This is a genomic window from Paraburkholderia phenazinium, from assembly GCF_900142845.1.
Taxonomy (GTDB): Bacteria; Pseudomonadota; Gammaproteobacteria; order Burkholderiales; family Burkholderiaceae; genus Paraburkholderia; species Paraburkholderia phenazinium_A.
The window spans coordinates 489,028-513,648 of record NZ_FSRU01000001.1 but is presented as its reverse complement, the minus strand read 5'-3'; the positions used below and the strand labels follow the sequence as shown (position 1 = coordinate 513,648).

The following is a 24,621-nucleotide window of genomic DNA, read 5'->3' as shown; positions in this document are numbered from 1 at the left end:
AAGCGGAAAGCAAACAATCACCCGACGCGCATGAACAGAGTGTGAAACGAGCAGAGGTGGCGCGTTTTGTGACGCTCGCTGCAACGCCGCGAACCCGCGTTGCGGATTCGGAAACAATCGCCTTGCGGGCCTTTGCGCCCGCAACGGTGTGCGTCGCATTCGCGCGACGCACACTCCGTCACTATTGGCGCACGACCGCCGGCGGCTGCCAGGTGCCATCCGTGGCTTGCGGCTTCGGTGCATACAGGCGCAGCACAAGCTGCAGGTCGGTGCGCGGCGCCGGTAGCCAGTTAGCGGCCCGCACCCGCACCGACGACACCACCACGTCAAGCGAGCCGTCGCGATTGCGGTGCGCACCGTTGCGATCGCCCACCGCCAGCCGCGCCGGCGCACTTTCGCCGAGCGCGCCTTCCTTCGTATAAGCGGTGATGGACCAGAAGCCGCGTACCGGCGGCAACTGGTTCGGCGCGAAGTGGATCACATAGCGGTTCGCGCCGTTCAGCGCATGGCCGTCGCTATCCAGCGTCAAGGTGGCACGCACTTCGTCGTCTTTTGTGCCGATGCCCGGCTGCGCGTACGCCGCATAGGCACGCAGCGCGTAGTCCGGGCCGTAGTTGCCGACACCGTCGCCGAACCAGCTCCAGCCATTGACGCTCAGCAGATTGGGCGGCGGCGTCACCACCCGCTCGCGGCCATCGCTGAGGCCCGACGTAATCGCGTCGCTGGCGTCGGGCAGTTTGACCGGCTCGCCCGGTTTCACGCCGAGGTCGGCGAGGAACTTGAGCGCGTGCGGATCGTCCGGCACCGGCGGGTTGTCCTGCATGCCCTCCGCCAGCCGGCTAAAGAAACCGCCCGCGTCGAGCGCAGCGACCTGCGCAGCCGGCGAGCCGGATGCCGCCAACGCCGCAGCGGCCGCGGCATTGCCGCCCGGCGCGATCGCCGAGCGCGCATCGCTCGCGTAGGCACTCAGCGGCACGAGGCGAATGCCGCGTTGCAGTTTGCGGACCAAGGTCATGTCACGCCCGGCGTTCGACTGGATTCGCACCGTCACCCACGCGTTGCGGGTCGGTACGTCGATGCGTTTAACATTTTTCGGCAAATCGCCCTGCCAGCCGGGACCGACGAAGGCAATCGCCTGTTCCTTGATACCGCTGGCACGCGGTCCCGTTTGCGCGCTGGTCGACCAGACCACGTTGGTCCACATGTCGAGCGCACGCGCGTCGACATAACGGCCGTGCGAATCGGGCAGCGCGAGGATAACCGGCTCCGCGCCCAGATCGAGCCAGGCGCTCGAATCGAGCGTATCGAGACTCGGCGTGGGCGGATTGGCCAAGCCGACCGGCGGCAACGCCTGCGCGTGGCGCAAGGTATTGAGCGGCGCCTGGCCCGGATCGGTGCCGACGGCGGCGTCGCGCGCCGCTTCCATCAGCACGAGCGGGTAGCCGAACACATAGGAATCGGCCACCTCGTCCTTGATCCAGCCGGTGGGCTTGGGCGCGTCGACGGGGGTCGAGGCACAGCCGGCGAGGAATGTGAGCCCTGCAAGCGACGCGCAGGTCCAATGAAGCGAAAACAGTTCTCGGCGAGTTTTTATCATTCGTTCAGGTGGCAGAACGTTCGGTCCAGGAAGATGCGTCGGTCAGCTGCGGCTGTGCGCACGTGGCTCCCAAGCCCCCGCGAACGCGCCGCGTATCTCGCTCCCGACAACAACGGGTTGTATCGTATCCTTGACAGCTAGCAAGCGCAAAGGCACAAACGCACCTTTCGCACCACTCGCCGCCCTCTCGCCCTGGAGCGCCCCATGTACGTCCCCGCACATTTCGAAGAGAACCGTCCCGAAGTTCTTCATCAGTTGATCGTCGACCAGTCGTTCGGCACGCTCGTCACCACCGGTCCCAACGGCCTCGACGCAAATCATTTGCCGTTTGAATTCGCTGCGGACGAGGGTCCGCACGGCACGTTGCGGGCCCATGTGGCGCGAGCCAATCCGGTCTGGCAGGAAGTGGCCGAGCGGCCCGACACGCTGGTGATTTTCCAGGGGCCGGCCGCCTATATTTCGCCCACCTGGTATCCCAGCAAGCATGAGGCGCACCGCCAGGTACCGACTTACAACTACATGGTGGTGCATGCGCACGGCAAGATCGTCGTGCACGACGACGAAACGTTCTTGCGCGGCCTCGTCGCGCGGCTTACCCGCAAGATGGAGGCGAATGAGCCGAAGCCGTGGAAGATGGGTGACGCGCCAGCCGACTATATCTCGCAGATGCTGGGGGCCATTGTCGGCATCGAGATTGAGGTGACGCGGCTGGTCGGCAAATGGAAGCTCAGCCAGAACAAGGAGGCTCGCGACCGCCGCGGCGCAGCGGAAGGGTTGCTGGCTGGCGGCAGCGAAGTCCAGGAGGCCGTCGCCGAGGCCATGTTGAATGCGCCGCCGGCGTTTTGAAGGGCGTCACGAACGTTTCACGCGTTCTGGCCCTGGTCTGGGTCCGGATGATTCGGGTTCTATCATCGGGCGCTGCATGAGTCCTTGACCTTCCCATCATGGGAAGGTGAATACTGGACTCATGACGCGGCCCCATGCCGCCCGAGCCCCTATCACCATGACCGATCTTTCCACTCCCGAACCCCTCGCGCAGACGAGCGCCGAACTCGATATCAGCGGCATGACCTGCGCGTCGTGCGCCATGCGGGTCGAAAAGGCGCTGGCGAAGCTGCCCGGCGTCGCCAGCGTGTCCGTCAATCTTGCGACCGAGAAGGCCACCGTCAATCTGAGCGATTCCGCCACCGGCATCGATGCGCTTGTTGCCGCGGTGACCAAAGCGGGTTATCAGGCAACGCCGATCGTCGAAGAAGCCGCTCCGGACGCCGCGCCTTCCGTCGCGCAGCGCGCCCAGCAGGTCACCCGCCGCGAACTCGCGGCGGTCGTGGTGTGCGCGCTGCTGACGCTGCCGCTTATGTTGCCGATGATCAGCGAAGGCTTCGGCGGCGCTTTCGGCTCGCACGGCATGAACACGCTCGTCCCGCCATGGCTGCAGTTCGGACTCGCCACGCTCGTGCAAGTGGTCTTCGGTGCGCGCTTTTACAAGGCGGCCTACCGTGCGGTGCGGGCCGGCGCGGGCAATATGGACCTGCTGGTCGCGCTCGGCACTTCGGCCGCGTACGGCATCAGCGTCTACGAGCTCATCGTGCATCCGGGCGAGCAGATGCACCTGTACTTCGAGGCATCGGCGGTCGTGATTACGCTGGTGCGCTTCGGCAAGTGGCTCGAAGCGCGCGCCAAACGCCAGACCACGGATGCGATCCGCGCGCTGAACGCGCTGCGGCCCGAGCGCGCGCGCATTCGCGTCGGCAGCGAGGAACACGAGTTGCCGCTGGCGCAGGTGCGGGTCGGCATGATCGTGGTTGTGCGGCCCGGCGAGCGGCTACCGGTGGATGGCGTGATACTCGAAGGCCGCACTCACATCGATGAATCGCTGATTACCGGCGAGAGCCTGCCCGTGCCCAAGCAAGCGGACGATCCGGTCACGGCCGGTTCGATCAACGGCGAAGGCGCGATCGCCGTCACGACGAAAGCGGTCGGTGCGGAGACCACGCTCGCGCGAATCATTCGGCTTGTCGAAACGGCGCAGGCCGAGAAGGCGCCGATTCAGCGGCTGGTCGACCGGGTGAGCGAAATTTTTGTGCCGGCAATTCTGGTGATCGCTCTGCTCACGCTGGCAGGCTGGCTGATCGCCGGGGCCGGCGGCGAGACCGCGATCCTCAACGCGGTCGCCGTGCTGGTGATCGCCTGCCCTTGCGCGCTCGGCCTGGCGACGCCCGCAGCAATCATGGCGGGCACCGGTGTCGCTGCGCGCCACGGGGTGTTGATCAAGGACGCCGAGGCGCTGGAAATCGCCCATCGCGTCAACCTCGTTGCCTTCGATAAAACCGGCACGCTCACCGTGGGGCAACCGTCACTGACGGCTTTCGAGCCGATCGGGATCGAGCGGGGTGCGGCGCTGGCGCTTGCTGCGGCCGTGCAGCGGCAGAGCGATCATCCGCTCGCGCGGGCGGTGGTGAAGGCGTATGAAGAGGCAGCGCGGGCAATGGACGATGGCAAGGCCACGACGGCCTCCAAGGCCCGTGCCGTACCAGGACGTGGTGTCGAAGCCGAGATCGACGGCCGCACCCTCGCGATAGGCAGCACCCGCTGGCTAAACGAACTGGGCATCGCGCTGCCTCCTGCGCTCGCAAGCCGCGCGCAACAACTCGAAAGCGCCGGCAATACAGTCTCGTGGCTGATGAGCGTGGGCAACGCCGCCCCGCCCGCCGCGCTCGCATTGCTTGCCTTCGGCGACACCGTCAAGCCGACCGCGCGCGCCGCAATCGAGCGCCTCAAACAGATGGGCATCCGCAGCGTTCTCGTGACTGGCGACAACCACGGCAGCGCGGCCAGTGTCGCGGCGGCGCTCGGTATCGACGAATTCCACGCCCAGGTGCTGCCGGAAGACAAAGCCCGGGTGATCCGCGATTTGAAGATCCGCACCGCCGGCATTGTCGCGATGGCGGGTGACGGCATCAACGACGCCCCCGCGCTCGCCGCCGCCGACCTGGGCATCGCCATGGCAACCGGCACAGACGTCGCGATGCACGCGGCGGGCATCACGTTGATGCGCGGCGACCCCGCACTCGTGGCCGACGCCATCGACATCTCACGCCGCACGTGGCGCAAGATCCAGCAGAACCTGTTCTGGGCGTTCGTCTACAACCTGATCGGCATTCCGCTCGCCGCCTTCGGTCTGCTGAATCCGATGCTGGCGGGCGCGGCGATGGCGTTTTCGAGCGTCAGCGTCGTGACCAATGCGCTGTTGTTGCGCACCTGGCGTGGGGCGAAGGGGACTAACTGAGGAGCGCGAGTCCGATGTCCTTCGGATTACGGAAAGCACTCGCCACCTTGTCGCATTCGCTTTGCGGAACCCCAAATTCGTCGAAATAGGTTCGCCATTCCCGCACAACGCTCGCGATCTCGTTGATGTAAGCCACCGCGTCGTTGGCCCGAATGCCAAACTGGCCGGCGGCGGAGAACGCGTTGTCGAGCGTTGCCAGTCGGCCTTTCCGGCCGACGCCAAGAACGAGATACCGCTGTGAGGCGACCTGAGGTTTCGGCACCACGTCATACAGGTCGCTCAACCTCCAACCGCCGCGCGCACCCTCCCAAACAAAGGCATGGTTGCGCAAATGATCGTCGTCGTTAGAGACAAGGATGTTGAACACCATTCGCCGGAACAGTTCGACCTTGTCGTGCGCAACAAAGCCGCTGGCGCCATGAGTGTTTAGGACCTCAGCGAGGTCGGCATACTGCGCCCTGGTCGTATCGTTCTCATGCAACTGGAGCATCGTCAAGGCGCTGACGATATGACGGCGAGCGAACACGCCCGTCGCCAACGGCACCCGGTCAAATCGCTCGATCAGCATGACATCACGCCCATCGGCAAGTCGTACCATCGCAAGTTCCGGCACACGCAGGCCACATTGGCGCGCTAGCTCCAACGTAGCGCGTTCGATCAGAGGCACGTTGAAGCCGTCGTTGAGCGCCGGAAACTTCGCCAGCCATTGCCGCCCCTTGTCCAACAGAACCGCCTTGGGGCGCGCGCCGCCGAACGTTGCGCCGACAGTAAAGTAAGCCTCCAGATTCCGGGGCACAGGCCTGCCCTCTTGAATCATTGCTGAAGCATCGAGCAGATATTTGAGGTCCTTCGCGCCCGGCAGCTTGCCGGTTTCGGCTTTCGCCGTGGGCGAATCGCGGAAGTCGAGCGCTCCCGTCCTGTGCGGCCCTGCGTGCATAAGATAGTCGGTTTCCGGCAGCGAATTCGGTACGGCCTGGACCATGTTTTCGATCACGCGCCGCCCCCACGAGTCGGGGGCCGCATCCCGTATCGCGCCGAAGAGGGCGAGCTGCGACGGCGGCTCGAATGTCACCGGCTTGCCTGTTCTGTTTGCTGCGACAAGCGACAGTCCCTCTGGATCGACCGAAATCGCGTTCTTGCGCTCGCGGTAACGGTTGCCGTAAACGAAGGTCGAGCGAACCGGCCTGATGCCCTGCTCGTAAACGGTGAGCAAGCCAGCGGGGACGGCTTCACTATCACCCTCGAGCCAAATAAATACGGTTTTCGTCCAGTCCTTCGTGTCAGAAGTCGTAGGGGTCATGCTTCGTATCGCTCCTGCGAGGCCGCTTGCGTGCCTCGGCCTTTCGTTTCGACTCGCCTATGACGTCGGCCTGCAAATTCGACAAGGGCTCGAGAAGCCCAAGCAAACCGGCACGCTCCAACGCCTGAAGCCACGCCAGAAAATTCACGGATACGTCGCCCTTCTCTATCCGAACAAGGGTGCTCGGACTGATGTTTGCTCGCTCGGAAAAGTCTTGCCGACTCATGTTACGGGCAATGCGGGCAGCAGAAATCGCCGCACCCAGCGCCTCGGAGCGTCGGCTCAGATCCGACGAGACAAATTCCTTGTTCTGGCGTCGCATGGGTCTATATTGACAAATGAGATGACTTATTAGATCAACATAGACCAAATTTTACAAATTCTCAAGGGATGCATCGGCGCAATTTATCTATGCTGACTAAATATGACATTTAAATATTCAACATAGACCAAATTATCCGTAACACTGACATCCGCACGGGCCCATTTGAACGCCCCCCAACTTCCCCCTGAAAACCCGTCCGTAACCGTTTCCAATCTCAAGAAATCGGGAAATTTGCCGTAAATGGAGCAATAGCGCGATCCGCAGCGGCGCACGGACCGCGCGCTCTCCTTGATCCTTACCCGCAGAAATCCCATGGAAATTTTCTCTTTGCGCCGCGCCAGCGTCGGTGCCAGGCTCGCCATGCTTTCGTGCGCGCTAGTGGCGCTGATCTTCGCCGCCTTCACATGGGCACTCACCCGCTCGGCCGGCGCGCAGGTCAGCGAGCAGGTACTGGCGCGCATCGCCGAAAAAGACCGTTCGATTGCGGCGATGATCGCCCTGTTCGACAAGGGACTTTCGGCAGAAGTCGGCCGCTCCATGACGTTGTTTGCCAGCCTCCTGCCGACCACGTACACGCTCGACGAAACCCAGAAGGTCGATATCAACGGCGTCGCCACGCCCACCCTCAAGGCCGGCGACAAAGTCCTCAACATGGATTTCTCGATCCCCGACCAGTTTCTGCAAAACAGCGGCGCCATCGCCACTGTCTTCGCCCGCACCGGCGACGACTTCGTGCGCGTCACCACGTCGCTGAAGAAGCAGGACGGCAGCCGGGCAATCGGCACCTTGCTCGACCGCAACGGCCCGGCCTACGCTCTGCTCCTGGCGGACAAGCCCTACACCGGGCTCGCCGCCCTGTTCGGCAAGCGCTACATCACCCAGTACCGGCCCATAGCGGATGCGAGCGGCCGGGTCATCGGTGCGCTGTTCGTCGGCGTCGACGTGGGCGCGCAGATCCAGTCGGTCCAGGACGGCATCAGCCAACTCAAGATCGGCGACAGCGGTTACTACTTCGTGCTCAATGCGGCGAATGGCGCGGACCGCGGCAAGTTCCTCGTGCATCCGGCCGCCGCCGGCCAACTCGCCGACGAGGCCAACGCGCCCTACAAGCAGATGCTCGACATGCAGCAAGGCCAGCTGGAATACCGCTCCGCCGACGCCACGCTAGGCGAAACGTCCGCGCGCGACAAATACGTGTCGTTCACCACGGTGCCGGAATGGCACTGGCTGGTGGGCGGTGTCGCGCCGCGCGACGAGGTGATGGCCGAGGTCACCGCCACCCGCAATCACTTTCTCCTCATCGGTTTTGTGCTGGTAGCGGGCTTCGCCGTGCTGTTCCTGATCGCCGTGCGGCGCCTGGTAAGCCGTCCGATCGAGGCAGCCGCGAGGGCCTCCGAGCGTCTTGCGGCGGGCGACCTCAGCGTACGGCTCGCGGCCGGCCATAGCCACCGCACCGACGAAATCGGCCGCTTGATGCAGGCCATCGACGGCATCGGAGAAGGGCTTGCACGGATCGTGACCCAGGTGCGCAACGCGTCGTCCGACATGACGCAGGGCACCGCGAAGATTGCCGCCGGCAGCGGCGATATCGCCTCGCGCATCGCCACGCAGGCAAGCAGCCTCGAACAAACCGCCGCGAGCATGGAACAGATCACGTCGAACGTGCAGCAGAACGCGGACCACGCCGCACAGGCCAATACGCTGGTGACGAGCGCATCCGAGGCGGCCATGGAAGGCGGCCGCGCCGTGGAGCGCGTCGTCTCGACGATGGGCGAGATCAGCCGCTCGTCCCAGAAGATCTCCGACATCACCAGCGTGATCGAAGGCATCGCGTTTCAGACCAACATCCTCGCGCTGAATGCAGCCGTCGAGGCCGCGCGCGCCGGCGAGCACGGCAGAGGTTTCGCCGTCGTCGCCTCCGAAGTGCGCGCGCTCGCGCAGCGCAGTGCGGCGTCGGTAAAGGAAATCGAAACGCTGATCGCGGAATCGACGGCGAGGGTGGAAGGCGGTTTCAAGATCGCCGAGGAAGCGAGCGCGACGATGCACAGCATCGTCGAACGGGTCGGCCAGGTACGCGCGATCATGGGCGAGATCAGCGTCGCGTCGCGCGAGCAGTCGGGCGGCATCGAGCAGGTAAACCTCGCCGTCACGCAGATTGGCGAGGCGACCCAGCAAAACGCGACGATTGTCGGCGACGCGGAACACGCCGCCGCGGAACTACAGGATCAGGCCGACCGGCTCGCGCAGGTGGTGAGCGTGTTCAAGCTGGATGCGCAGCGGCGGGACTAAGCGTTGGCCGCGGGATAGGCAGCAGCGGGCGAACGGTCGTAGGCTAACGGCCGCCTCGCTCAGAACTCGACGTCCAGTTCATCGATCTCATCCACTTCCTGCTGCGCGTCCGCCATCCATTGCTGCATCTCCGGCAGCGCGAGGATGCGCTGCCCGTATTCGACGATATCCGGGTCGAGCTTGACGTCGTAGGTGACGAAGCGGGTCACCACCGGCGCATACATGGCGTCCGCGGCGCTGCGTTCGCCAAACAGATACGGGCCGCCATACTGCTCCAGACACTCGCGCCAGATGGCAACGATTCTGTCGATATCGGACTGCGCGCGCGCCCACACCTTGAAGCCCGGGAAGTGCGCTTTCAGGTTCATCGGCAGTGCCGAACGAAGCGAGCCGAAGCCCGAATGCATCTCGCCGCTGATGGCCCGGCAATGCGCCCGCGCGCGCCGGTCTTGCGGCAACAGTTTGGCATCGGGCTGCACTTCGTTCAGATACTCGGCAATCGCCAGCGTGTCCCAGACCTTGATGCCGTCATGGAACAAACAAGGCACGAGAATCGATGGCGAGAGCAACAGCAATTCGGCGCGTGCGCTGGGGTCGTCGACCGGCATCACGATCTCTTCGAAAGGCAACCCGCTGAACTTCGTCAGCAGCCAGCCTCGCAGCGACCATGACGAATAGTTCTTGCTGCTAAGGGTAAGCGTGGTATTCGCCATACGAATCTCCTCCTTAAGCGGGCGCACGTTTGTGCCGCGCGGCGTACCGGAGCCGCCGCGTGCACGCCATGGTGCGTCGGCGCACCAAATCACGGCAAAACCAGCACCTCGGGTGAAATAGCGCAAATGCTATGCCAGCGCGAGCCCCTATCGAACGCTTCGGTTAGCGTTGGCACACGTATTGCCTCTATTCGGTCTCCTTTCCTTCTGGGCATTCGTGCGAAGGCTATGAACCTGTTCGCATATCCCGCATACCAGGCGTTCGCCGACCTGATGCTTCCGGCCCGGCACGGCGCTGCGCTCATCAACCGTTCGCTGGATGCCTGGCCGGCCTTCAACGACACGCCGCAAGGACGCTCGCTGCGCGCGTCGTGCGATCTGATTACCCTGGCGGGTCTCACGCATTCCCGGCCGCCGTTCGCGCTGGATGAAATCGAGGTGGACGGCAAGCCCGTCAACATCGTCGAGGAAGTCGCCGCCCACACGCCATTTTGCTCGCTGCTGCATTTCCGCAAGGAAACCGCCCCATCGCCTGCCCAGCCGCGCGTGCTGGTGATCGCGCCGATGTCCGGCCACTTCGCGACGCTGCTGCGCGGTACCGTGAAGACGATGCTCGCCGAACACGACGTCTACATCACCGATTGGCATAACCCGCGCGACGTGCCGCTGTCGCAGGGACGCTTCGGCTTTGACGAGTTCGTCCAGCACGTGATCGACTTCACCGCGAAAATCGGCCCCGGCACCCATCTGCTGGCGGTGTGCCAGCCCACCGTCGCGGCCCTCGCAGCGGTTGCGTTGATGGCTGCGGACGATCATCCCGCGCAACCCGCCAGCATGACGCTGATGGCGGGCCCACTCGACACGCGCATCAACCCGACCAAGGTCAACGCGCTCGCCAAGAGCAAGCCGATCGAGTGGTTCGAACGCAACCTGATCAGCGCGGTACCGTTCGGCTTTGCCGGCGCGCATCGCCGCGTCTATCCGGGCTTCGTGCAGCTCAACGCGTTCATGGCGATGAATCTCGGCCGTCACCTCGACTCCTTCGAGACGATGTACTACGAGCGCGCCAAAGGCGATCCGGCCAAGGCGGACACGATCCGGGTCTTCTACGAGGAGTACTTCGCAACGATGGATCTGACGGCCGACTTCTATCTGGAGACAGTCGAAACCGTGTTCCAGCGTCATGCGCTGCCGCTGCATGAACTGGAGGTGGGCGGCCGCCTGATCGAGCCGTCGAAGATCCGCCGCACGGCGCTGTTGACCGTGGAGGGCGAAAAGGACGATATCTGCGCGGTCGGGCAAACGCTCGCGGCGCAGGACATGTGCGACAAGCTGCGGCCTTACCTCAAGACGCATCATGTGCAGACGGGCGTGGGGCACTACGGAGTGTTTAACGGCCACCGCTGGGAGCGGCATATCTATCCGCGCGTGCGTGCGGTGATCTACGACAACGAGCCGCGCGCGGTTGCCGTGAGCTCGCGCGCGCAGGCGATCAAACCGGGGGTGCCGGTGGCGTTGGCGCCCATCGCCGCGCCGGCGGCTTCCGCTGTCACGGCTGATGTCGCCGCCGCCTCAGCGACCACCGGCGAGGCGCTTGCGCCGCCTCGAAGCCGCCCTCACGTCACGCGGTGATGCCTTTCCACGGCGTGACCGCCGGAACGTCGCATGGCCCTTCGACGTCGATCGACTTGAAATCGGCCGGCGAAACTATTTCGATGTACTCCATATCTTCGGAGTAGTCGAACAGGTAGTGAACAATACCGGGCGCCTGATGCACGCAATCGCCGGCGGCGACCAGCGTCTCCTTGTCGCCGTACATGAAGCGCGCCCAGCCCTTCAGCATGATCACAATGTGGAAGTCGGCCTCATGACGGTGCCAGCCGGTGCCTTCCTCTGGTGCATGGTTCGCCTTCACGAGCTGGGCCAGCACCTTGCCGCCCGTCGCCTGCGCGATGCCCAGATCGCGGTAGAGAAAGAAGTCGCGCAGCCCCTCGCCCTGATACGAAGTGTCTTGCGGACGGACATGCGAAAACTGCGTGGCGAATTCGGTAGACATGGTCGCGCTCCTGAAGGATGAACGGGCAAGGAAAACGGCACGGTGAGCGTCGTTTCCAAGCATCAAATGTTCCAGCCTGTGGAGCGGCGGCGGAGTCGGTTTCAGGCCGTTGGCCGGAACATCTGGAACATCTCGCCGATCTGCGCATAGTCGGCGCGATAGCCCGCGCGCATGATCGGCTGGGCTGCGTGCGTGTCGAACAGGCCGTCCTTCAGATAGGCGTTCTGGATGTGGACGCCGACCACCTGGCCGAGCGCGAGGTAATTGTCCATCGGTTCGCCGTCGAGGTTGTTCAGCCGCACGATCTGCAGCAGCTTGCATTCGAGCGCCGCCGGCGATTCGCCGACGTGCGGCACCGAAACGCTGCGGCCCGGCGCGGGCGTCAGTCCGGCGAGTTCGAATTCGTCGACCTCCGGTCCAACCGGCGCCGAGCTGCGGTTCATCTGTTCGGCGAGCGGCTTCGTAGCGAGGTTCCAGACGAATTCGCCGGTTGCTTCGATATTGCTGATGCTGTCTTTACGGCCTTCGCTGCAAAAACCGATGATGGCGGGAAAGGTCGCAAACGCGCCGAAGAAGCTGTACGGCGCGAGGTTGAGGTGACCGTCGGCGCTGCGCGTCGAGATCCAGCCAATCAGGCGAGGGGCGACGATGGCCTTGAACGGATCGTGCTTGAGACCGTGGCCCTTGGCGGGGTCGTAGAAGTAGGTGTCGTTCATGTCATGCGCTTTGGAAGATGAAAGTGATACTGGGACGTGTCAGCCGCGGCTGATCACCCGCTTGCGGCCTTCCTTCACCTGCGCCAGATGGGCGTCATCCCAATCGTAGAAACCGGCGCCGCTGCGGACACCGACGCGCCCCGCTTCGACCTGCTCGCGCAACAGATCGAGCACGTCTTCGTCTTTTGCCAGCTCAGGCATCAGGTGCGTGGAAATATCGAGGAAGGTATCGAGCCCGCCGAGGTCCGCGCCTTCGAGCGGCCCGACGATGCCCCAGCGGCGGCCCAGCGAGGCCTTCATGACACGGTCGACCACGTCAGCCGTCGCCGCGCCGGAGCGCACGATGTTGAGCGCTTCGCGCAGCACGGCGAACTGCAGGCGGTTGCCGACAAAGCCCGGAATCGCCTTGGTCAGCACCACCGGTTCCATGCCGATGGCGCTCATCAGAGCAACGGTCTGCTCGGTGACATGCGGGTCGGTGGCCGTGCCGGGCACCACTTCGACGAGCGGAATCATATGCGGCGGATTCCAGAAATGCGCAATCAGGAAACGCTCTTTGGCACGCAATGGCACCGCCAACTGATCGGGTGTAAAACCGCTGGTATTGCTGGCAAGGATGGCGTCGGCGGCGAGCAGTTGCGCCAGCGACGCATATAAGCGGTGCTTCAACTCGAGCACCTCGGGAATCGCTTCGATCACGAACTGCGCGGCTGACATCGTTTCGAGCGTAGTGTGCGTTTCGATGCGTGCGAGGGCCGCGCGCTTCGCCGCGGCATCGATCCGGCCGGCGTCGATCAGTTCGTCGAGCACCGCCTCGGCCTTCGGCGCCACGCTCGCCAGACGCGCGGCATCGACGTCGTGGACGATCGTCCGATGTCCGTGCAATGCGCTCTGCGTCGCAATACCGACGCCCATCAAACCCGTCCCTACTACGCCCACCACCGCCTTGTCCACGCCGCTCTCCCGCCGAATCGTCGCTGAAAGCGTTTAAGGATAGCGCAGTGCGGAGTTTTGCGAGCCCAAAGCAACAAGGCCGGTCCCCCTTGCGGAAAGACCGGCCTCATCAGATCTCACGACGCATCGACCGCGTCGCTACGCGCTGCATCAATAATCGTGCGGGGGCGGACGATGGTCGTCGTGGTGGCGCGGATCCGGATCGTGCGGATGGCGGTGCATCCAGTCGTCATGCGCCCAATAACGATGGCCGTCCCAGTAACGATCGCCGTGCCAGCCGATGTCGATCTGCACCCCAACCGGAATCATCTGCGGCTGACCATACGTCACAACCGGACCCGGCGCGGAGATGATCACGCGGTCTGCCTGGGCAAACGCGCTGCTTGCGGTCAGCAGCGCGCCGCCGGCCAGCAGGGTTGCGAGAATCGAACGCGATGTCTTGTTCCACGTTTTCATATTGGACCTCCCTTTCAAGATTGATGTCGCCCGGACCGCATGACAGAAACCGCTGTCTAGCACCGGCGCTTGAGAAGGACTTTAGCGAGCCCGAATGCTTAAAGACGTGAGCGCTTGTAAGAGGAAGTTTCCAAATCGGGGAGCAATGAGCGCCCTGCTCCGCAGGCAATGCGCAAGCTTGATAGTGGCTTACCGAAGGCTGTAGGGCGACCCGATGCAATAGGGCTGTCAGCCCCTGTTACATTCATTTCGGCCAGGAAATATTCGGAAACGGGTCTTGGCGACCCCATTTCTTTAGACGTTTGCCGGCGACACGCAAGAACGTAAACAAACAAAAGCCACGGCAAGACCGTGGCTTAAATACAGCATCGCGCGTCCGAAACCACGCGACCGGCGCGACTGACCGCGCCAAAGTCTGGCGAATTAATCGCTCAGCTTGATACCGAACAGCGTAGATTGCGCGCGACGCTGACGTTCTGCTTCGCGGTGACGCGCTTCGTACGAGTAGTCCGAATCCATCGGAAGATGCGGCGACGCAAAGAGGTCGCTGACCTTTTGGAACAATGCAAAGATAACGCTCATGGCGACTCCCGGTTAATTTGGTGCTAGGGTTTTCCCTTAAAAAGAAGTATAGGGTTTTCCCTAGGAAAAAGCTAGTGCAATGCAACATTTCTTTAGTGTGGTCCGTTGTCGCATCGCTTTGGCGGGATGTTGCGTTGCGTCATTACAACGAGAAAGCTTCCTGGAGGGTCGTCTTCAGCATCGGGCGTTTTGGCCCTATCACCCTCTCAAAGTCACTGTAACGTGCTGGTGTGCGGCTTCCTGGCGCGGGCGGGGCGCGCCTCCACGGCGCGTTTCCTCGGATTGACGACTGCCGCGTCGATCGCCCCGTGCACCGTACCCTCGGTCCGTACCAGCGTCGCGCTGTTGACCGATACGAGCAGCGCCGGCAGCGTCTTTCCCGGACCGGCAGGCGCATTCGCAGCCGTTCCGGTCGCCAGAAATTCGACATTCAGTGCCCAGTGCCCTTCGTGAATGCCTTGGGCGCGAAGCAGCGCCTGGATCAGCTCATCAATCGAAAACTTGTGCTCGCTCGTCGCCATCGTCGCCCTCGTCAGGAAGCTGGCCGGGGGTCCGGTCCATCGCTTGTGCGTCAGCCATCAAAGTTTAAGTCCCGCGCTTCGCCACGGGAGGCGCTACCGCGGCGTCTCTCCTTACAGCGCCTATCACCGAGGACAGGCGCGCACAAAAAAACCGCAGCGGATCAAGCCGATGCGGTCAATCGATCGTCGCGAAACGTAAGGAACAGCCGGTTGAGCGGGAGACCGGCGCGCGGGCTCGCGGCCGGCCGGCTCGGTCGATCAGTGGGTCGGCGCCGCTTTGGGCTTGTGAACATGCGCGTGGGCTTTGTGCTTGCTGGCCGGCGTAGGGGCCGTGGCAGCGGTACGAGGCGCCACAGCCGGAGTGGAAGAAGCGGGAGCCGTGGACGGCGCGGGAGCCGTCGCGTTCGCCGCAGCCAGATGTGCGTCGAGGAGACTCGTCATCGCCGCTTGCTGGTTCTGCATCAGTTGTTCAATACGGTGCTGCTGCGCGGTAGTTTCGCGCGTCAGACGCATCAGCAGCACGGTTTGCGTGATGCCGATCGCCACCGTCGCGAGCAGCGCGCCGACCACAATCGATAGCATCCATTTCATCCGGCGCGAGTGATCGGTCGCCGCGCGACGCTGATCGGAAATCACGCCGTAGAGGGCGTCGACGGTATCGGCGAAGGCCGTCGCACGGGCGCGGTCGAGTTCGGGCGCAGTGGGCGGTCCCTCTGCTCCCACGGCATCGCCCACCAACGGCCCCACCGCGTCACCAGCAGGCGCCTTGACCTGTGCAGCCGCAGAAACAGCCGCAGCAGCGGCCGCCGCCGCACCCTCCGGCGATGCTCCACCGCTCACCACAGCGCTGTCGCCCGGAGCCGCAGCGGCCTTGGCAAAGGCCGCATCAAACCGCTGAGGAGCCGCGCCCGTCTGCACAACCGCGTCCGTCGGAACAGACGAAGCCCCACCCGCCACCTGACGCCGCGCAGTCACGCTGCGCACGAGATTCGCCGCCGCCATCGACGGCGAGATCAACGTCGGACCAACCGGCGGCACCGGTTGCGAACCGCCCACCGGCGCCGAGGCATCCGCCTTTTCAGACACCGAACCGCTCGCGCCCACAACACGGTCAGACTCATCCTTAGGCTCACTGACCTTCTGCGTCGGCTCGATACGTTCAAAGCCGTCCAGCGGCACCGAAGCATAGGCTGGCTCGACCTTCTCACGCGGCGCCCGACGCGCGGCCCGCGTATCGGACGAGGCGCTTGCCACGGCATCCAGACTGGTGGTCCCACCCACCGCAGCCAGCACCACGTCCGGCAATTCAAAGCCATGCAGCGTGCCTTGCCGGATGTCGATATTCATCGCCTCCACGGTCGCGCGGGTCGGATCGTCGGGGAACATATCGAGCGTGCTGTCGTCGCGCGACGCATCGCTCAGTTGGGCGAGGCGCTGTGCCGAGCGGGCGGCGCGCGCCAGTTTGTTTTCGGTCTCGGTGGAGACAGTGTTCGCGCGCCGCTTCGTCGAGCTGGCGCGGGTCGTACGGGACTGCGTGGATGCTGCGGAATCTGCCATAGAGAAAGAAGCGGTCGTCGCCGGCCACCGGGCGCCGTATACCGCTACAAAATGCCATCAGTTTTTTCGAGACCGCATTGTCTCATGGCCACGCGCGCGTGCTAAAGCCAATCGCCTATTTAAGACGTCGAATCGTCTTCGCGGAATTCCTTCACGCAGGGCAATTGACGTAAGCGGTCGCGAATCGCCGCATATTCGGTCATCGAGACGCGGTGCAACGTGATCATCACCACGTCGTATTCGGGCGCATCGTCGCTCTGCTGCATCACGAACTGCTTGACCCGCGGACTTGCCGCGCCAAGCGCTTCGTGCAGCGAATGAAACGTCAGCGCGCCGCGCTCGACCAGCAGCGTCACCTGACGCCGCTGCTTGACCGTGATGAAGCGCCGCTCGAGCGGCTTGATGCCCGCCAGGATGATCAGGATGATGATCGTCGCCGCAATCGACGCCGTGTACATGCCGCCACCCACCGCCAGCCCGATGGCCGCCACCGACCACAGGCTCGCAGCCGTCGTGAGCCCTCGCACGATCTCGCCGCGCATCAGGATCGAGCCCGCGCCCAGAAAGCCGATGCCGGAGACCACCTGCGCTGCCATCCGCGAGGGGTCGAGCACGACGTTCTGGGTGCCCAGCACATCGGCAAAACCGAACGCCGAGACGATCATGATGAGCGCCGACCCGACGCACACCAGCATGTGCGTGCGCAGCCCCGCAGCCCACGACAGGCGCTCGCGCTCCACGCCGATGACGCTGCCGAGCGCCGCCGCCAACACCAGTCGCGAGATGAGTTCAAGATTCCCCAGCATGCCTGTTCCTCCTTGTCCGAATGGTTGGTAGTGCGTTTGAGTACTGGCCGGCGTGCCATCGCCGACGGTTTGCTTTATGCTTGGTCGCGCGGCGCCCTTGCCGCATCAGGCGCCGCCCCTTTCACGACCTTACCGAAGCCGCTTCTCAGCATGAACACACCCGCCTCTACGACTACCCTTGCCGCCACGCTACGCGATCATTTCGCCCGCGTCGTTTTGCCGATCTGGCGTGGAGCGGGTTTCAATACGGCACTGAAGCTGCCCTACGAGGCGGTCAGCGCCGAAGGCCACCGTCCGCTGCCTGCCGAACGCTACCGCGCGATGGCGTGTGCGCGCCAGTTGTTCGTCTTCTCCCAGGCAGGCGAGGCGGCCCACGCCAACGGGCTGTTCGATTCCCTCGTGCACTACTTTCAGGACAAGCAGCGCGGCGGATGGTTCTTTAGCGTCGACACACAAGGTGCACCGCTCGATACGACGAAGGACCTCTACACGCACGCGTTCCTGGTCTTCGCGTGTGCCGAATATGGCGCACGTTCCGGCAATCCTGATGCGCTCGCCATTGTTCACAGCACCTCCGAGCTGATCGAAGACCGCTTTGCAGCGCAACACGGCCTGTTCAACGCCGCCCTCGACGCCGACTTTTCGAGCGTGACCGGCACACCGGTGCAGAACCCGATGATGCACCTCACCGAAGCGTGGCTCGCCGCGCGCGCGGCCACCCAGGATAGCGCATTCGATGCCGCCCTGCGCAAGCTCGCCGATGCGATCGAGCGCACCTTCGTACATGTGCCGACGGGATGCATCGCAGAACTGCCGTTGGGCGCGGACGACAATCGTCTTGAGCCTGGCCATCAGTTCGAATGGTTCTGGCTGGTCAAGCAGGCGGGCGCGCTGCTGGATGGAACGGGTCTCGACGACGCGCTCTCACGGGCCTTCGGCTTCGCGCAGCAACATGGCGTGGATCCGGTCACAGGCGGGGTGTGTGCGTCGCTGGACGAAGCCGGGCGCATCAAGGATGCGACGCAGCGAATCTGGGCGCAAAGCGAATATCTGCGCGCACTCGCCACGCGCGACGACGCCGCGGCGCGCGCTGTGCTGCCGGGACAAATCGAACGGTTCCAGCAGCGCTTTCTGCACGCCCAGGGTTGGTACGAGTGCAAGACGGCTGCGGGCGAAGTCTCACGCGCCGACATGCCATCCACCACGCCTTACCACCTCGCCACCGCTTACGCGGCATTGCCGGCCTGAGCGGGGCGGTTGCCGCCTCGGCGGCTACCCGCTACCCGCTACCCTCTAGCGCCAGGCAGCAGGTCCGGCGCTCAGCGAAAACTCCTGCTCATGCGGATTGACCGCACCGAACAGCTGCGTCCTCAACACCGCATCGGAAATCTCGAACACCGAGACGGCGTCCTTCAACTGCTGGGTCTGTTGATGCAGCGAAGACGCAGCCGCGGCCGCCTCTTCGACGAGTGCCGCGTTCTGCTGCGTCATCTCGTCCATCTGCACCACGGCCTGATTCACCTGCTCGATGCCCGTACTCTGTTCGAGCGACGACGCGCTGATCTCCGTCATCATCTGCGTGACGCGCGAGATCGACGCCGAGACGTTGCGCATGGCGTCGCCGGCATGCTCGACGAGCGTCGAGCCGCCCTTGATCTCCGCAACCGATTCGCTGATCAGCGTCTTGATCTCCTTGGCCGACTGCGCGCTGCGCTGCGCCAGCCCGCGCACCTCGCCGGCCACCACCGCGAAGCCACGGCCTTGCTCGCCCGCACGCGCCGCTTCGACGGCCGCGTTCAGCGCGAGGATGTTGGTCTGGAAGGCAATGCCGTCGATCACCGAGATGATCTCGGCGATCTTGTCCGAGCTTTGCGCGATGCCGTGCATCTTCTCGACCACCTGGTTGACCACTTCGCTGCCGCGCGAGGTAGCGTCCAAAGCGGTCTGCGCCAGCGCGTTCGCCTCGCGGGCGTGATCGGCGTTCTGACGCACGGTCGCGGTCAGTTCCTCCATGCTCGAGGCGGTTTCTTCGAGCGAAGCGGCCTGATTCTCCGTGCGTGCGGACAGATCCGCGTTACCCGTGGCAATTTCGTCCGCGCCCAGGTGAATCGAATCGGCCGATTCGCGCACCGTCTTCACCGTGCGCGCCACGCTCGCCTGCATGCGTGCCAGCCCCGAGAACAGATGACCGATTTCGTTCGTGCCGCGTGATGCGATGGGTTGGTCGAGCCGGCCTTGTGCGATGCGGTCGAAGTGACGTCCCGCCTCTTCAAGCGGTGCAACTACGCCGCGCTTCAACCCCACGTAAACGGCAATCGTGCCGGCCAGCAGCAACAGCAGGATTACGATGCCCACGGTACGGAACAGCGCGAGGCGGCTATCGATCGAATCGAGCGAGGCCCGGCCCGCGGCGTCGCCGAACTGTACGAAGTTATGCAACTCGGTGAGATAGGCGTCCTGGAAGGATTGGGTCGGCTGATCGAGGAAAGCCTGAATATTGCCCGCGTCCAGGTCTTGCGCCAGTTCGCCCAGCGCCGAATGCAGCTTCTGATAGCGATCGGCGAGCGCGGCCGCGCGGGCGCTGTTTTCGTCGCTGGTCTTGGGGGCGTTCGAGAAAGCCGCGAAGGACTGATCCGCCGCGGCCAGTTGATCGCGCGCGTGCTGGACGATCTCGGCCGGTTCGGCGCCGCCCTTCACCATCCGCGTACCGGCGCGCGACAGGTTGATACGCGCGTCCATCAGCGCCTGGGTGGTGCGGTTCACCGCATCGACCTGCGTCATTGCCACGTTCGACAGATCGCCGACGTCATCGTGAGTGCGGGTCAGCGACCAGAACCCCAACCCTTCCGTCACCAGTTGCAGCACACAGAAAGCAGCCAACACACACAACAGGCCGGATGCGACCTTGATCTTGCTAAACATCTTGAACACCTGAATTGCAATGAATGACGGGAGCTACGGGCGTGTTTACGGCAACGCAGACGTTCTCTTGAGAAAAGTGCCGAAAAAGCTGCCTTTCACACGCTTTCGTCGTGCATCCCCTCTATTTGCGCCGTTTTACGCAATAGTGCTGATGTCATTTTTGCGATTCACCTTGACGCGGCGCGTTGGCGCTTCCTAGAGTGGGTAGGGACGCCACCACGGGTTTCATCCCCGAAGGACTCGATAATGACCGATCTACTGGACCGGGCGCGCGGCGCGCTGCATGCCCAGCCGTTCAGCATGCTGCTTGGCGCCGAACTGATGCACACGAGCACCAACGAGCTGACGCTATGCCTGCCGATTCGCGACGAGTTGCGGCAACAGCACGGCTTCGTCCACGGGGGAGTGATCAGTTATCTTGCCGACAATGCGCTCACCTTCGCCGGCGCGCTGGCGCTTGGGCCGCGCGTCGTCACGGGCGAATACAAGATCAACTATCTGCGGCCTGCCATGAACGGCACACTGGTGGCGCGGGCGCAGGTCGTCTACGCCGGACGGCACCAGGCGACCTGTCAATGCAATATCTTCGTGATGGACGGCGACCGCGAGCGGCTTGTCGCCGTCGCACAGGGGACCATCAACCGGATTGGTGACGGCGGCGAGAGCGTGGCGGCAAGTTGAGGGCCGGCGGACCACGTCGCCGGTCAGCAATGGCGCACGGCTCGCGCTGAGCCACGCCAAGGATCGACGCCGCACAATAAACAAGGCCGCTCCCGCAAAAACAGGAACGGCCTACGTTCAGGCGTAGCGCTTACGACGCACCAGGCGCCGCCGCAAGCGCTGCGGCGTTACTCAGCCGCGTAAGTCTTCTGCTGCTGCTCGCCCAGCCCTTCGATGCCGAGGCGAATCGTCTGGCCCGGCTTCAGGTAGATCGGATTCGGTTTCACGCCCATGCCGACACCCGGCGGCGTGCCGGTCGAAATCACGTCGCCCGGTTGCAGGCTCATGCAGGTCGACAGATACGACACCAGCTTCGCCACACCGAACACCATCGTCTTCGTGTTGCCGTTCTGATAGCGATGGCCGTCCACTTCGAGCCACAGGTTCAGGTTCTGCGGATCGGCCACTTCGTCGCGCGTGACCACCCACGGGCCGATCGGGCCGAAGGTGTCGAAACCCTTGCCCTTGTCCCACGTGCCGCCGCGCTCGATCTGCCATTCGCGTTCGGAGACGTCGTTGATCACGCAATAGCCGGCGACGTAATCGAGCGCGTTGGCTTCGTCGATGTACTTGGCCGGCTTGCCGATCACCACGCCGAGCTCGACTTCCCAGTCGGTCTTCTTCGAGCCGCGCGGGATTTCGACGTTGTCGTTCGGGCCGCTGATCGCGCTATTCCACTTGTTGAACACCACCGGTTCGGTCGGCACGGGCAGATTCGATTCCGCCGCGTGATCCGCGTAGTTCAAGCCGATGCAGATGAACTTGCCGATCTTGCCGACAGCCGGCCCCAGGCGCGGATTACCCTCGACCACCGGCAGCGAGGCCGGATCGAGCGCGCGCAGTTTGGCGAGGCTGGCATCGCTCAGCGCGGCGCCGTCGATATCGCCCACTACGCCCGACAGATCGCGAATCTTGCCTTGCGCGTCGAGCAGGCCGGGCTTTTCCTGACCTTTCGGTCCATAACGAAGCAGTTTCATCGTTGCACTTCCCTTTCAATCCAGAGTGTCCAGTGAAAAAACAGGCGAGTCCTTGCTCGTGCACCACGCATGCACTGCGCCCTGCCGACTAGTTCGACCAGCCGCCGTCGATTACATGCGCGTGGCCGGTGGTGAACGCCGACTCGTCGGAGGCCAGATACAGCGCCAGTGCCGCGATCTCTTCGGGCTTGCCGATGCGGCCCATCGGCTGGCGGGCGACAAAGGCCGCCTGCACTGCGTCGACGGTGGCACCTTGCGTCTGAGCCTGTGCCGCGATCCGCTGTTCGAGCGACGGCGAAGCCACCGTGCCCGGGCAGATCGCGTTACAGCGTACACCACGTGTGATGAAGTCTGCAGCGACGGCCTTCGTCAAGCCGATCACAGCGGCCTTGGACGCACCGTAAACGAAGCGGTTCGGCACGCCCTTCACGCTCGATGCCGCCGACGACATATTGATGATCGACCCACCGCCCTTCTCCAGCATGGCCGGCAAAAACGCGCGAATGGTCCGGTACATCGCTTTCGCGTTCAGATCGAACGCGAAGTCCCAATCTTCTTCCGTCGCTTCGAGAATCGAACCGGCGTGCACGTAGCCTGCGCAGTTGAACAGCACGTCGATCGCACCGATCTCGGCGGCAAGCGCGTGGATCGCAGCGCTGTCGCGCACGTCGAGCTTGCGCGCTTCGACCGGTTTGCCAGCGAGCGAATCGATGCGGATGTCGGTCGCAATCACGCGCGCGCCTTCGCGCGCGAACAACTCGGCGGTCGCGAGACCGATACCTTGTCCGGCGGCGGTAATCAGGGCCGTCTTCCCGGCCAGTCTTTGTGTCATCTACGGCTCCAGTCGAAATGGAAATGGCAGTTGCGTCATATCGGGTATTGCAATGCGCGCCCGTCTCACAGGCGATAGAACGCGACGGCATTCGCCCCGAACACCGCGTCGCGCTCCCCGTCGGACAGCCCGGCGAGCAAGGTGTTCGCCACCGAATGCCACAGCAGGTAATCGCCGTTCAGGTTGAGCACCGGCCAGTCGCTGCCCCACATCAAACGCGCCGGGCCGAACGACTGCAGCAGATGATCGACATACGGCTGCAGCGTCGCTTCGGTCCAGCCGGGTGCGGCCTCGGTCGCGAGTCCCGAGAGCTTGCAATGTACATGCGGCAGACTCGCCAGACGCGTGATGCCGTCTGCCCAGCTTTGCCAGCCGCTGCGGCCGTCGCGGATCGGCGGCTTCGCGCCGTGATCGATCACGATACGCAGCGTCGGAAAGCGTTTGGCGAAGGTTTCGAAGGCGTCGACGTGGCGCGTGAAAATCAGCGCATCGAAAGCGAGGTCGTGCGCAATCAGCGCTTCGACGGCGGGCGTGAGGTCAGGATTGGCGATCCAGTTGTCGTCGGGGATGTCCTGCAGCATCGGGCGAATGCCCTTGAATTGCGGATGACGTGCGAGCTCGGCGATCAGAGCGGGCGCGTCGCCCAAGAGCATCGGCACCCAACCGACCACCCCCGCAATGGATGCATCGCCCTGCGCAAGTTCCAGCAGATAGCGGCTTTCCTCGACCGTGGGCGCCGCCTGCACCACCACCGTACGCTGCACATCGGCGCGCTCGCGCAGCGGTGCGAGATCGGCCGGCCCGAAGATCCGGTACATCGGCTTCAGGTCCGGCGTCAGCCAGCCGTAGTCGCCACGAGCCGGGTCCCAGTAATGCTGGTGCGCATCGATGTGCATGGTCCGTCAATCCTTCGGCACTGGCGCTCGCGGATCCAGCAGACCTTTGTCGCGCAATGCCGTCCACAACTCCGCAGGAATCGGACGCTCGAACGATGCGACGTTCTCGCGCAACTCTCCAACACTGCGCGCGCCGGTCAACACCGTTGCAACGGCCGGGTGGGCATACGGGAACTGCAACGCAGCGGCCGCCAGCGGCACATCGTGCTCGCGGCATACCGCTTCCAGTCGAGCCACGCGTTCGATCACCTCTTTGGGCGCGGCAACATAGTTGAACTTCAGGTCGCCTTGCACGCCACGCGCCAGGATCCCCGAGTTGAATGCGCCGCCCAGCAGAATGCTCACGCCGCGCGCTTCGCACGCGGGCAGCAGGTCGTCGAGCGTGGCCTGCTCAAGCAGCGTATAGCGGCCTGCGAGCAGCGCGCAGTCAATGTCGAACGCGGCCATCACCTCGAGAATCGCCGCCCCTTCGTTAACCCCTAGACCGACGGCCTTCACCACGCCCGCCGAGCGCAATTCGTCGAGCGCGCGAAAACCGCCGCCGTCCGTGAGTTGCTTCCAGTAGTGCGGATTTTTCTCGCCATGCGTGACACGGCCAATATCGTGGATCAGCAGAATGTCGATCTCGACGATGCCGAGCCGCTGCTGGCTGTCCTCAAACGACCGCAGGATGCCGTCGTGCGTGTAGTCGAAGATTGCCTCGAACGGCAGAGGATTTTGCCAGCCCTCGCTACCGTCGTAGGGCGTGGTGCGCGGCACGAAATGCCGGCCGGTTTTGGTCGACAGTCCGTATTGATCGCGCGGATAGCGGCGTAGCGCGTCGCCCAGACGGTGCTCGGCTTTCGTATGGCCGTAGTGCGGCGCCGTGTCGAAAAAGCGCACCCCTGCCTCGAAGGCGGCGGCCACCGTGGCCAGCGCTTCTTCCTCGGACAGATCGTTGTACAGACCGCCAAGCGGCGCGGTGCCCAGACCCAGTCCTGTGACTTGCAAGCCGCGCCGGCCGATCGTGCGGCGCTGGCTGACTTTTGAACGAATCGCCTCTGTCATGCCGAAGTCTCCTGTGTCGATCCCGCGCGGTCTCACGCCGCGCGTAACGGGCCATTCAACGCCATG

The 24,621-nt window shown here is 63.9% G+C and carries 23 protein-coding genes; 6 read left to right on the top strand and 17 right to left on the bottom strand.

Annotation, left to right across the window (positions count from 1 at the left end; all coding sequences use genetic code 11):
- Window positions 1-181: 181 nt before the first annotated feature.
- Window positions 182-1,597: a DUF1254 domain-containing protein gene (locus BUS12_RS02325; protein WP_074294060.1), complete on the bottom strand. Its 1,416-nt coding sequence runs from the start codon at window positions 1,595-1,597 to the stop codon at window positions 182-184.
- A gap of 204 nt (window positions 1,598-1,801) precedes the next feature.
- Between BUS12_RS02325 and BUS12_RS02320 the strand changes: the two genes are divergently transcribed.
- A complete protein-coding gene (locus tag BUS12_RS02320) occupies window positions 1,802-2,443 on the top strand; it encodes an FMN-binding negative transcriptional regulator (protein ID WP_074294059.1) in 642 nt (213 codons plus the stop codon).
- A 157-nt stretch (window positions 2,444-2,600) separates the two neighbouring features.
- Window positions 2,601-4,886 carry a heavy metal translocating P-type ATPase gene (locus tag BUS12_RS02315; protein ID WP_074294058.1) on the top strand — a complete coding sequence of 762 codons (2,286 nt, stop codon included), beginning with the start codon at window positions 2,601-2,603 and terminating at the stop codon, window positions 4,884-4,886.
- On the opposite strand, the gene BUS12_RS02310 is transcribed toward BUS12_RS02315, so the two are convergent.
- Window positions 4,879-6,186: a type II toxin-antitoxin system HipA family toxin gene (locus tag BUS12_RS02310; RefSeq protein ID WP_074294057.1), complete on the bottom strand. Its 1,308-nt coding sequence runs from the start codon at window positions 6,184-6,186 to the stop codon at window positions 4,879-4,881. The two genes, BUS12_RS02315 and BUS12_RS02310, sit on opposite strands and share 8 nt — an antisense overlap.
- Window positions 6,167-6,508 (bottom strand): helix-turn-helix domain-containing protein, encoded by a 342-nt coding sequence (locus BUS12_RS02305; RefSeq protein WP_074294056.1) that lies wholly within the window; start codon window positions 6,506-6,508, stop codon window positions 6,167-6,169. Before BUS12_RS02305 ends, BUS12_RS02310 begins: the two co-directional genes overlap by 20 nt.
- Before the next feature lie 315 nt (window positions 6,509-6,823).
- Between BUS12_RS02305 and BUS12_RS02300 the strand changes: the two genes are divergently transcribed.
- Entirely contained in the window at window positions 6,824-8,800 is a 1,977-nt protein-coding gene (locus BUS12_RS02300) for a methyl-accepting chemotaxis protein (protein ID WP_074294055.1), read from the top strand.
- A gap of 59 nt (window positions 8,801-8,859) precedes the next feature.
- Here the strand turns inward: BUS12_RS02300 and BUS12_RS02295 are convergent, their stop codons facing one another.
- Window positions 8,860-9,513, bottom strand: coding sequence for a glutathione S-transferase family protein (locus BUS12_RS02295; RefSeq protein WP_074294054.1), 654 nt, complete (start codon window positions 9,511-9,513; stop codon window positions 8,860-8,862).
- 228 nt (window positions 9,514-9,741) lie between these two features.
- Between BUS12_RS02295 and BUS12_RS02290 the strand changes: the two genes are divergently transcribed.
- Window positions 9,742-11,145, top strand: a complete 1,404-nt coding sequence (locus BUS12_RS02290) for a polyhydroxyalkanoate depolymerase (RefSeq protein WP_074294053.1) — start codon at window positions 9,742-9,744, stop codon at window positions 11,143-11,145.
- Here BUS12_RS02290 and BUS12_RS02285 read toward each other — a convergent pair.
- The 8 genes from BUS12_RS02285 to BUS12_RS02255 all read right to left on the bottom strand — a co-directional run bounded on the left by BUS12_RS02285 (window position 11,135) and on the right by BUS12_RS02255 (window position 17,161).
- Window positions 11,135-11,569 (bottom strand): cupin domain-containing protein, encoded by a 435-nt coding sequence (locus tag BUS12_RS02285; RefSeq protein ID WP_074294052.1) that lies wholly within the window; start codon window positions 11,567-11,569, stop codon window positions 11,135-11,137. The two genes, BUS12_RS02290 and BUS12_RS02285, sit on opposite strands and share 11 nt — an antisense overlap.
- Window positions 11,570-11,670: 101 nt before the next feature.
- A complete protein-coding gene (locus tag BUS12_RS02280) occupies window positions 11,671-12,285 on the bottom strand; it encodes a flavin reductase family protein (RefSeq protein ID WP_074294051.1) in 615 nt (204 codons plus the stop codon).
- A 39-nt stretch (window positions 12,286-12,324) separates the two neighbouring features.
- On the bottom strand, window positions 12,325-13,200 hold the full coding sequence (locus BUS12_RS02275) for a 3-hydroxyacyl-CoA dehydrogenase family protein (RefSeq protein WP_253190106.1): 876 nt from the start codon (window positions 13,198-13,200) through the stop codon (window positions 12,325-12,327).
- Window positions 13,201-13,389: 189 nt separating this feature from the next.
- Window positions 13,390-13,695, bottom strand: a complete 306-nt coding sequence (locus tag BUS12_RS02270) for a hypothetical protein (protein WP_074294049.1) — start codon at window positions 13,693-13,695, stop codon at window positions 13,390-13,392.
- A 423-nt stretch (window positions 13,696-14,118) separates the two neighbouring features.
- Window positions 14,119-14,277 carry a hypothetical protein gene (locus BUS12_RS38650; RefSeq protein WP_171991580.1) on the bottom strand — a complete coding sequence of 53 codons (159 nt, stop codon included), beginning with the start codon at window positions 14,275-14,277 and terminating at the stop codon, window positions 14,119-14,121.
- Window positions 14,278-14,489: 212 nt separating this feature from the next.
- A complete protein-coding gene (locus tag BUS12_RS02265; protein ID WP_074294048.1) occupies window positions 14,490-14,798 on the bottom strand; it encodes a hypothetical protein in 309 nt (102 codons plus the stop codon).
- A gap of 258 nt (window positions 14,799-15,056) precedes the next feature.
- Window positions 15,057-16,355 carry a hypothetical protein gene (locus tag BUS12_RS02260; RefSeq protein ID WP_074294047.1) on the bottom strand — a complete coding sequence of 433 codons (1,299 nt, stop codon included), beginning with the start codon at window positions 16,353-16,355 and terminating at the stop codon, window positions 15,057-15,059.
- A 119-nt stretch (window positions 16,356-16,474) separates the two neighbouring features.
- Window positions 16,475-17,161 carry an MgtC/SapB family protein gene (locus tag BUS12_RS02255; protein ID WP_074294046.1) on the bottom strand — a complete coding sequence of 229 codons (687 nt, stop codon included), beginning with the start codon at window positions 17,159-17,161 and terminating at the stop codon, window positions 16,475-16,477.
- 150 nt (window positions 17,162-17,311) lie between these two features.
- On the opposite strand from BUS12_RS02255, the gene BUS12_RS02250 reads away from it, so the two are divergent.
- Window positions 17,312-18,409 (top strand): AGE family epimerase/isomerase, encoded by a 1,098-nt coding sequence (locus BUS12_RS02250; RefSeq protein ID WP_074294045.1) that lies wholly within the window; start codon window positions 17,312-17,314, stop codon window positions 18,407-18,409.
- Between the two features lie 45 nt (window positions 18,410-18,454).
- Here BUS12_RS02250 and BUS12_RS02245 read toward each other — a convergent pair whose 3' ends face one another.
- The gene (locus BUS12_RS02245; protein ID WP_074296995.1) at window positions 18,455-20,083 is read right to left on the bottom strand and encodes a methyl-accepting chemotaxis protein; all 1,629 of its coding nucleotides are present in this window, start codon (window positions 20,081-20,083) and stop codon (window positions 18,455-18,457) included.
- 246 nt (window positions 20,084-20,329) lie between these two features.
- Here BUS12_RS02245 and BUS12_RS02240 point away from each other — a divergent pair, with 246 nt between their 5' ends.
- A complete protein-coding gene (locus BUS12_RS02240; RefSeq protein ID WP_074294044.1) occupies window positions 20,330-20,764 on the top strand; it encodes a PaaI family thioesterase in 435 nt (144 codons plus the stop codon).
- A gap of 167 nt (window positions 20,765-20,931) precedes the next feature.
- Here BUS12_RS02240 and BUS12_RS02235 read toward each other — a convergent pair whose 3' ends face one another.
- The 4 genes from BUS12_RS02235 to BUS12_RS02220 all read right to left on the bottom strand — a co-directional run bounded on the left by BUS12_RS02235 (window position 20,932) and on the right by BUS12_RS02220 (window position 24,555).
- The gene (locus BUS12_RS02235) at window positions 20,932-21,780 is read right to left on the bottom strand and encodes an ureidoglycolate lyase (protein WP_074294043.1); all 849 of its coding nucleotides are present in this window, start codon (window positions 21,778-21,780) and stop codon (window positions 20,932-20,934) included.
- A gap of 88 nt (window positions 21,781-21,868) precedes the next feature.
- Window positions 21,869-22,612, bottom strand: a complete 744-nt coding sequence (locus tag BUS12_RS02230; RefSeq protein ID WP_074294042.1) for an SDR family oxidoreductase — start codon at window positions 22,610-22,612, stop codon at window positions 21,869-21,871.
- A gap of 65 nt (window positions 22,613-22,677) precedes the next feature.
- On the bottom strand, window positions 22,678-23,508 hold the full coding sequence (locus tag BUS12_RS02225; RefSeq protein ID WP_074294041.1) for an amidohydrolase family protein: 831 nt from the start codon (window positions 23,506-23,508) through the stop codon (window positions 22,678-22,680).
- A 6-nt stretch (window positions 23,509-23,514) separates the two neighbouring features.
- Window positions 23,515-24,555 carry an aldo/keto reductase gene (locus BUS12_RS02220; RefSeq protein WP_074294040.1) on the bottom strand — a complete coding sequence of 347 codons (1,041 nt, stop codon included), beginning with the start codon at window positions 24,553-24,555 and terminating at the stop codon, window positions 23,515-23,517.
- Window positions 24,556-24,621: the final 66 nt, after the last annotated feature.

Coding starts and splice junctions, on each gene's coding strand:
- BUS12_RS02325 (WP_074294060.1), bottom strand. CDS start 1,597: ATGATAAAAACTCGCCGAGAACTGTTTTCGCTTCATTGGACCTGCGCG.
- BUS12_RS02320 (WP_074294059.1), top strand. CDS start 1,802: ATGTACGTCCCCGCACATTTCGAAGAGAACCGTCCCGAAGTTCTTCAT.
- BUS12_RS02315 (WP_074294058.1), top strand. CDS start 2,601: ATGACCGATCTTTCCACTCCCGAACCCCTCGCGCAGACGAGCGCCGAA.
- BUS12_RS02310 (WP_074294057.1), bottom strand. CDS start 6,186: ATGACCCCTACGACTTCTGACACGAAGGACTGGACGAAAACCGTATTT.
- BUS12_RS02305 (WP_074294056.1), bottom strand. CDS start 6,508: ATGCGACGCCAGAACAAGGAATTTGTCTCGTCGGATCTGAGCCGACGC.
- BUS12_RS02300 (WP_074294055.1), top strand. CDS start 6,824: ATGGAAATTTTCTCTTTGCGCCGCGCCAGCGTCGGTGCCAGGCTCGCC.
- BUS12_RS02295 (WP_074294054.1), bottom strand. CDS start 9,513: ATGGCGAATACCACGCTTACCCTTAGCAGCAAGAACTATTCGTCATGG.
- BUS12_RS02290 (WP_074294053.1), top strand. CDS start 9,742: ATGAACCTGTTCGCATATCCCGCATACCAGGCGTTCGCCGACCTGATG.
- BUS12_RS02285 (WP_074294052.1), bottom strand. CDS start 11,569: ATGTCTACCGAATTCGCCACGCAGTTTTCGCATGTCCGTCCGCAAGAC.
- BUS12_RS02280 (WP_074294051.1), bottom strand. CDS start 12,285: ATGAACGACACCTACTTCTACGACCCCGCCAAGGGCCACGGTCTCAAG.
- BUS12_RS02275 (WP_253190106.1), bottom strand. CDS start 13,200: ATGGGCGTCGGTATTGCGACGCAGAGCGCATTGCACGGACATCGGACG.
- BUS12_RS02270 (WP_074294049.1), bottom strand. CDS start 13,695: ATGAAAACGTGGAACAAGACATCGCGTTCGATTCTCGCAACCCTGCTG.
- BUS12_RS38650 (WP_171991580.1), bottom strand. CDS start 14,277: ATGAGCGTTATCTTTGCATTGTTCCAAAAGGTCAGCGACCTCTTTGCG.
- BUS12_RS02265 (WP_074294048.1), bottom strand. CDS start 14,798: ATGGCGACGAGCGAGCACAAGTTTTCGATTGATGAGCTGATCCAGGCG.
- BUS12_RS02260 (WP_074294047.1), bottom strand. CDS start 16,355: ATGGCAGATTCCGCAGCATCCACGCAGTCCCGTACGACCCGCGCCAGC.
- BUS12_RS02255 (WP_074294046.1), bottom strand. CDS start 17,161: ATGCTGGGGAATCTTGAACTCATCTCGCGACTGGTGTTGGCGGCGGCG.
- BUS12_RS02250 (WP_074294045.1), top strand. CDS start 17,312: ATGAACACACCCGCCTCTACGACTACCCTTGCCGCCACGCTACGCGAT.
- BUS12_RS02245 (WP_074296995.1), bottom strand. CDS start 20,083: ATGTTTAGCAAGATCAAGGTCGCATCCGGCCTGTTGTGTGTGTTGGCT.
- BUS12_RS02240 (WP_074294044.1), top strand. CDS start 20,330: ATGACCGATCTACTGGACCGGGCGCGCGGCGCGCTGCATGCCCAGCCG.
- BUS12_RS02235 (WP_074294043.1), bottom strand. CDS start 21,780: ATGAAACTGCTTCGTTATGGACCGAAAGGTCAGGAAAAGCCCGGCCTG.
- BUS12_RS02230 (WP_074294042.1), bottom strand. CDS start 22,612: ATGACACAAAGACTGGCCGGGAAGACGGCCCTGATTACCGCCGCCGGA.
- BUS12_RS02225 (WP_074294041.1), bottom strand. CDS start 23,508: ATGCACATCGATGCGCACCAGCATTACTGGGACCCGGCTCGTGGCGAC.
- BUS12_RS02220 (WP_074294040.1), bottom strand. CDS start 24,555: ATGACAGAGGCGATTCGTTCAAAAGTCAGCCAGCGCCGCACGATCGGC.